This window comes from Pseudomonas sp. GNP012 (assembly GCF_054343835.1).
In genome coordinates this window covers 1-5,894 of the sequence record NZ_JBTGUU010000002.1, presented here as the reverse complement: position 1 = coordinate 5,894, position 5,894 = coordinate 1, and the positions used below count along the sequence as shown (strand labels likewise).

Annotated in this window: 9 protein-coding genes and 2 pseudogenes; 10 read left to right on the top strand and 1 reads right to left on the bottom strand. The window is 36.6% G+C overall.

Features of this window, described 5'->3' with window-relative positions; all coding sequences use genetic code 11:
• Both ACXX83_RS28045 and ACXX83_RS28040 read left to right on the top strand, forming a co-directional pair.
• A partial coding sequence (locus ACXX83_RS28045) for an HYR-like domain-containing protein (RefSeq protein ID WP_502318162.1) occupies nt 1–573 on the top strand: 573 nt, incomplete at its 5' end.
• 171 nt (nt 574–744) lie between these two features.
• On the top strand, nt 745–1,338 hold the full coding sequence (locus ACXX83_RS28040) for an HYR-like domain-containing protein (RefSeq protein WP_502318166.1): 594 nt from the start codon (nt 745–747) through the stop codon (nt 1,336–1,338).
• A 270-nt stretch (nt 1,339–1,608) separates the two neighbouring features.
• On the opposite strand, the gene ACXX83_RS28035 is transcribed toward ACXX83_RS28040, so the two are convergent.
• Complete coding sequence (locus tag ACXX83_RS28035; RefSeq protein WP_502318160.1) at nt 1,609–1,821, bottom strand: hypothetical protein; 213 nt, start codon at nt 1,819–1,821, stop codon at nt 1,609–1,611.
• A 332-nt stretch (nt 1,822–2,153) separates the two neighbouring features.
• Here ACXX83_RS28035 and ACXX83_RS28030 point away from each other — a divergent pair, with 332 nt between their 5' ends.
• The 8 genes and pseudogenes from ACXX83_RS28030 (at nt 2,154) to ACXX83_RS27995 (ending at nt 5,552) form a co-directional block, all read left to right on the top strand.
• A complete protein-coding gene (locus tag ACXX83_RS28030) occupies nt 2,154–2,474 on the top strand; it encodes a T9SS type B sorting domain-containing protein (RefSeq protein ID WP_502318159.1) in 321 nt (106 codons plus the stop codon).
• A gap of 161 nt (nt 2,475–2,635) precedes the next feature.
• Nucleotides 2,636–2,881, top strand: a pseudogene (locus ACXX83_RS28025) (PorP/SprF family type IX secretion system membrane protein); the annotation flags it as partial.
• A 2-nt stretch (nt 2,882–2,883) separates the two neighbouring features.
• A complete protein-coding gene (locus ACXX83_RS28020) occupies nt 2,884–3,069 on the top strand; it encodes a type IX secretion system membrane protein PorP/SprF (RefSeq protein WP_502318164.1) in 186 nt (61 codons plus the stop codon).
• Between the two features lie 10 nt (nt 3,070–3,079).
• A pseudogene (locus ACXX83_RS28015) lies at nt 3,080–3,550 on the top strand (PorP/SprF family type IX secretion system membrane protein); the annotation flags it as partial.
• 11 nt (nt 3,551–3,561) lie between these two features.
• Nucleotides 3,562–3,888, top strand: coding sequence for a hypothetical protein (locus tag ACXX83_RS28010; RefSeq protein ID WP_502318157.1), 327 nt, complete (start codon nt 3,562–3,564; stop codon nt 3,886–3,888).
• Nucleotides 3,889–4,199: 311 nt separating this feature from the next.
• Nucleotides 4,200–4,448, top strand: coding sequence for a hypothetical protein (locus ACXX83_RS28005; protein ID WP_502318156.1), 249 nt, complete (start codon nt 4,200–4,202; stop codon nt 4,446–4,448).
• Between the two features lie 224 nt (nt 4,449–4,672).
• Nucleotides 4,673–5,344 carry a TolB family protein gene (locus tag ACXX83_RS28000; protein WP_502318155.1) on the top strand — a complete coding sequence of 224 codons (672 nt, stop codon included), beginning with the start codon at nt 4,673–4,675 and terminating at the stop codon, nt 5,342–5,344.
• Nucleotides 5,345–5,414: 70 nt separating this feature from the next.
• Nucleotides 5,415–5,552: a hypothetical protein gene (locus ACXX83_RS27995; RefSeq protein ID WP_502318154.1), complete on the top strand. Its 138-nt coding sequence runs from the start codon at nt 5,415–5,417 to the stop codon at nt 5,550–5,552.
• Nucleotides 5,553–5,894: the final 342 nt, after the last annotated feature.

The following is a 5,894-nucleotide window of genomic DNA, read 5'->3' as shown; positions in this document are numbered from 1 at the left end:
GATATCGTTGCTCCGACTCTTCCTGTGGTTACCGATAATTGCGGGAACGCTTTAACAGCTTCTCCTGCTGTGATTTCTGAAACTCCTGCCTGTGAGGGCAATGTAACTTATACTTACAAATTTACCGATTGTGAAGGAAACACACACGACTGGGTTTATACTTATACTATTGATGATACTATTGCACCGACAGCAACAGCACCTACTGATATTACTGGTTTACAATGTATTGCTGACATACCTCCTGCAGATATTAATGCTATAATTGATGAAACCGATAACTGTAGCGGAACGGTAAACGTTATTGTTTCTGATTCCAACAATGACGCTTCCGTTGTAAAAGGAAACCCATACATCTTAACTAGAACCTACACTTTGACCGATTGTGGTGGCAATGTAACTAAATTAGTGCAAACCATTACCGTTGAAAGTACTACTCCACCTATATTGGCAGGTGTGCCTGCGAATGTAACTGTTGAATGTAATGCAATACCTGCGGTAGAAATAGCAGTAAACATAAATGCAACAGATAATTGTGATGCCACACCAAGTAGCTTATCTTGGGGAAGTTAGAACCGATGGTGATGGTGCCAACAACTATACTTTAACGAGAACTTGGACTGCTACTGATGCTTGTGGAAATACTGCTTCAGCTTCACAAACTATAAATGTTCAAGATACAACTGCTCCAAGTCATTGTTGCGTTACCTTCGTGTCAACTATCTCTTGTCCTGCAACGCCTGAATTTACGAAGCAATTGCAACTGATGGTTGTGGTTCAACTGTAACTTTGACTTTCGCAGATGTGACTACAAATGGATCATGTGCGGGTTCTTATTCTGTAACGAGAACTTGGACTGCTACTGATGCTTGTGGAAATGCTGCTACGGCTTCACAAACCATAAACATTCAAGATACAGTTGCTCCAGTTATTACTTCGTTACCTTCTGCGTCAACAATCTCTTGCCCTGCAACGCCTGAATTTACTCAAGCAATTGCAACTGATGGATGTGGTTCAACTGTAACTCTGACTTTCGCAGATGTGACTACAAACGGTCAATGTGCTGGTTCTTATTCTGTAACGAGAACTTGGACTGCTACTGATACTTGTGGAAATACTGCTACGGCTTCACAAACCATAAATATTCAAGATACAGTTGCTCCAGTTATTACTTCGTTACCTTCTGCGTCAACAATCTCTTGCCCTGCAACGCCTGAATTTACTCAAGCAATTGCAACTGATGGATGTGGTTCAACTGTAACTCTGACTTTCGCAGATGTGACTACAAACGGTCAATGTGCTGGTTCTTATTCTGGAACCAGACCTAACCGCCACTGATGATTGTGGAAATACTTCTGAAGTCTTTACTCAAATCATTACCATTCAAGATACAACAGCGCCTGTTATTACTCCTTTACCTGCTGTTTCAACTATCTCTTGTGCTGCAATTTCTAGAGTTTGCAGTGGCAACTGCAACTGATAATTGTGGTGCAGATGTAAAATTGACTTCTGTTGATGTGACTACTCGCGGGGATCATGTACTGGCTCCTATTCAGTTAACAGAACTTGGACGGCTACTGATACTTGCGGAAATAAAACAACAGCGACTCAAACGATTAATGTGATAGATAAAACAGGACCAACTACCAACACTGCTTTTACAACACCTCTTAATGTAAATTGTGATGCAATTCCAGCTAAGCCTGAACTTGTATTTGTAGATAATTGTTCAACTGTCTCTACTCCTATTTTTACTGAAAACATCATAAACCGAACAGATAACTCGTATTCAATTGTTAGAAAATGGTTGGTGTCTGACACTTGTGGAAATACTTCTGATTTTACTCAAATTATCAATGTCACTATTGCCAATAGCAACGTTTTAATAAGCAGCGCGATCTGTAATGATGGAGAAACGACGACAACCAATTTGAATAATTTATTACCAGCTGGAACTCCTACTAAACGGAACTTGGGTAGATGTGAATAATTCAGGTGGCTCTACAGGGAAGCATACTTAACGCTGTTGGGCTTTCAGTAAGAGATTACACTTTTGAATATAAAGTTAATGATGCCACTTGTCCAAGAACAATTAGAGTAACTATGACGGTAAATACTGGTTGTGGAGGATTGTATTAGCTTGTGGACCTGTAGTGGTTCACAACGCATTCTCTCCAAATGGTGATGGAATTAATGAAAAATTCGTAATCGATAATATTGATGATACCGTTTGTTATCCAGATAATACAGTAGAGATTTATAACCGATGGGGCGTATTAGTATATGAAACTAAAGGATATAATAATACGAGTAATGCTTTTGAAGGTATTTCTGCTGGTAGATCTACTATTCAACAATCTGCGTGGATTACCAACAGGAACATATTTTTACATCTTGAGTTATACATCTCGTTGACGGTACATGGAAAAACTATAACCAACAAAAAAGACGGATATTTATACTTAACCAAATAAATAATCTAATACCTGAGATTAAAAAAATCCTCAGGTATTTTATAATTAAAAAACTACCTTTAGCATCTTATAAAATAACCAACTGAAACTTTATCAAATCGAACTAAAGTGATTACTCTCTTAAAGAGTCGATAGCTAATTCAAGATAATAAATATCTACTATGAAAACAAAATTATTTTCTTTCGTTTTGATGTTTACAGCCTTTGTAAGTTATGCACAACAAGATGCTCAATTTACTCAATACATGTACAACACCATCAATATTAATCCTGCCTATGCGGGATCAAGAGGCGCTTTCAGTATTTTTGCGCTACACCGTACACAATGGGTAGGACTAGATGGAGCTCCTGTTACCAATGTTGCCTCTGTCAATACACCCTTAAACGAAAGTAATTTAGGTTTAGGGGTATCGATTATATTAATGATAAAATTGGACCTACTACAGAGAATACAATTTCTACTGATGTATCCTACACGGTTCCTACTTCTGAAACTTTTAAGCTCTCTTTTGGAATAAAAGCAACTGCTAACTTGTTTCAATTTGGATGTCAACCGATTGAATCCAGCTCGATGCTGATCCAAGTCATACGATGATTTCAATAATAAATTTACCCCTAATATTGGAGCTGGGGTTTATTGGCATTCTGACAAGGCTTATGTCGGGTTTTCAATACCTAATTTCATTGAAAGCAATCGCTATGACGACAATGAAGTTGCCATTTTTAAAGAAAAAATTAATTACTATTTAATCGCAGGTTACGCATTTGATGTCAATGAATCCATAAAATTCAAACCCGCATTTTTGACTAAAGTCGTTGGGGGAGCTCCACTTCAAATGGATGTATCAGGGAACTTTATGTTCAATGATAAATTTGTTGTAGGTCTAGCCTATAGATGGTCTGCTGCAATAAGTGCGATGGTTGGGTTTCAAGTTACTGACGGAATGTATATAGGATATGGTTATGATCATGAAACCACTAATTTGAATAACTACAGTTCTGGTTCTCATGAAATATTTTTACGTTATGAAATATTTAAAAATAATGATAAAATTATAACTCCTAGATTCTTCTAGAGATTCAGTATATGAAAAAAATTATATTCTTTTACATAACAATAATATGTCTTGTTTCTTTTAAAGGAAATGCACAAGATGCTAAATTTTATGTAACGGATAAAATGAGTGATAAATATGCTTATGTAGATGTCATCAAAACTTATGAAAGGATTGCTGAAAAAGGATATAGATCTGTAGATTTATTTAAAAAACTTGGAGATTCCTACGACTCAAATGCAGTTTACAAAGCTGCTAAATGGTATTGTGAATTATTTGCCATAAGCAATGATTTAGAACCTGGATATCACTATCAATATGCTAAGTGTTTACTATTTATTGGTCAAAATGATATCTAATGAAATATTGGAAAAATTAAAACAAAAATCAGGGGCAATAAAAGATAAAAAGAATCGAAAATAACGATATTACAACTCCAAGAGTTCTTCTAAAAACAATTATTATGAAAAAAAATATACTCCTTTACATAACAATAGTAAGTGTTTTTTCCATTAACATTTATGCCCAAAAAGCAAAGTTGGCCACTAGCCGATAAAAAGTATGAGGGCTATGCCTATGTAGACGCCATCAAAACCTATGAAAGAGTTGCTGAGAAAGGATATAAATCAGCTAGATATGTTCCAAAAGTTGGGAAACGCTTACTACTTTAATGCACGAGTTCGATAAAGCCGCCACATGGTATGGAGAATTGTTTGCTATGGACACCTCGACTTTGGAACCCGAATATTATTATCGCTATGCGCAGTCTTTAAGAGCAATCGATCAAAATGATAAGGCCAATGAGGTGATGGAACTGTTCAGCCAAAAATCAGGAAGCGATGGCAGAGCCAAGCTATTTAAACAAAATACCAACTATCTACAAGCCATAAAAGCAAATTCTGGAAGGTACAACTGTTGAAGATGCGGGAATCAATTCGATCTATTCCGATTATGGGACTGCTACTATATTCGAATAAATTAGTTTTTGCTTCGGCTAGAGATACAGGAAGTCTTGGACAACGAAAGCACAAATGGACCAATCAGTATTTCACAAACTTATACATCGGCTGATTTAGGATGCAGACCTAACACCGGGTGCTAATAAGCCAAAAAAGTTTGATGGGACCATAAACTCGAAGTTTCATGAGTCCACTCCTACTTTTAGCAGCTGATGGAAAAACTATGTACTTTACACGAAACAACTATCTGGATGGAAAAAAAGGAAAAGATGGAAATAAAATAACTTTAATCAAAATATACAAAGCCACTCTAGAGAATGACAAATGGACTAATGTAACTGAACTCCCTTTTGATAGTGACAATTACAGTACAGCACATCCCGCACTAAGCCCCGATGGAAAAACATTGTATTTTGCCTCTGACATGCCTGGAACATTAGGACAGTCTGATTTGTTCAAAGTAACCATAAATGAGGATGGTACTTTTGGAACACCTGCAAAATTTAGGACAATACAATTAATACCGAAGGTAAGAGAAACTTTCCCTTTTATTAATAATGAAAATGAAATTTACTTTGCATCTGATGGACATCCTGGACTTGGAGGATTGGATGTTTTTATGTCTAAAATAAGTGGAGAGGGAACTTTGAGCGAAGTGCAAAATGTAGGGGCCGATGTCAACTCTCCTAAAGATGATTTTGCGTATTTAATCGATACCAAATCACGAAGAGGCTTTTTCTCTTCCAATAGAGACGGAGGTCAAGGTTATGATGATATTTATACATTTTTAGAAACAAGAAGACTTATTTGCGAGCAACGCCTTTATGGTGACAATCACCGATGTCAAAACAGGTGAACTACTCGCTAACGCTAAAATAACCGTATACGATAATCAGTTTAAGGTAATGTCAATACTGGTACTTCTGATGAAAAAGGAAACTATAGCTTTGCTGTTGAGTGTGGAAAGACGTTACAATGTAAGAGCTGAAAAACCAGAGTACACCACCAAAGAAGAAAAAATCACTATCAGACAGCAACAACCGGAAAAACATATTTACCTATAGCAATGACAAAAGAAATATGTAAAGTGGCCGTTGGTGATGATCTGGGTAAATGTTTTGGAATCAAAATGATTTATTTCGATTTAGACAAATCGAATATCAGAGCAAGAAGCAGCTCTGGATTTAGAAAAAATATTAGATGTATTGAATCAGAATCCAACCATGAAAATCGACATCCGATCTCATACGGACAGCAGACAAACCTTCAAATACAATGAAGCACTATCTGCAAAGAAGAGCCAAAGCAACCATCGACTGGCTAGTTAAAAATGGCGTTAAATCCTGACCGATTAACCGGCAAAGGATACGGCGAAACTCAACTCGTAAACAAATGTGCTGATGATG